Genomic DNA, 297 nt, shown 5'->3' with positions numbered 1-297 from the left:
CATCAACTGTGATTGAACCATCTACTCGGTCTAAACCACCTTGGTCTGGTGTATCCGGATTATTGTCATGATCCGTCTTCACAAGACTATCTTCAGCATTCACTGGTGTACCATTACGGTCAACCGCATCTGCCTTCACTGTTAACTCACCATCAGCAAAGCCTGCTGGCACTTCTGCTGTATAGCTACCATCAGGATTAACAGTAGCAGTGACTTGTTGCTCAAGTGGGTTACCCGCCTGATCATGACCTGTGATGGTTAAGGTGACTTGACTACCCGGTGCAACATCAGTCGTTC

The 297-nt window shown here is 47.5% G+C and carries 1 pseudogene; it reads right to left on the bottom strand.

The window, feature by feature from the left end:
* Nucleotides 1–297 (bottom strand): annotated as a pseudogene (locus ACH63V_RS18170) (hypothetical protein); the annotation flags it as partial.

Origin of the sequence: Acinetobacter sp. ABJ-A23_2 (assembly GCF_044538765.1) — a bacterium.
Taxonomy (GTDB): Bacteria; Pseudomonadota; Gammaproteobacteria; order Pseudomonadales; family Moraxellaceae; genus Acinetobacter; species Acinetobacter nosocomialis_A.
This window is presented reverse-complemented; position numbering and strand designations above follow the sequence as displayed.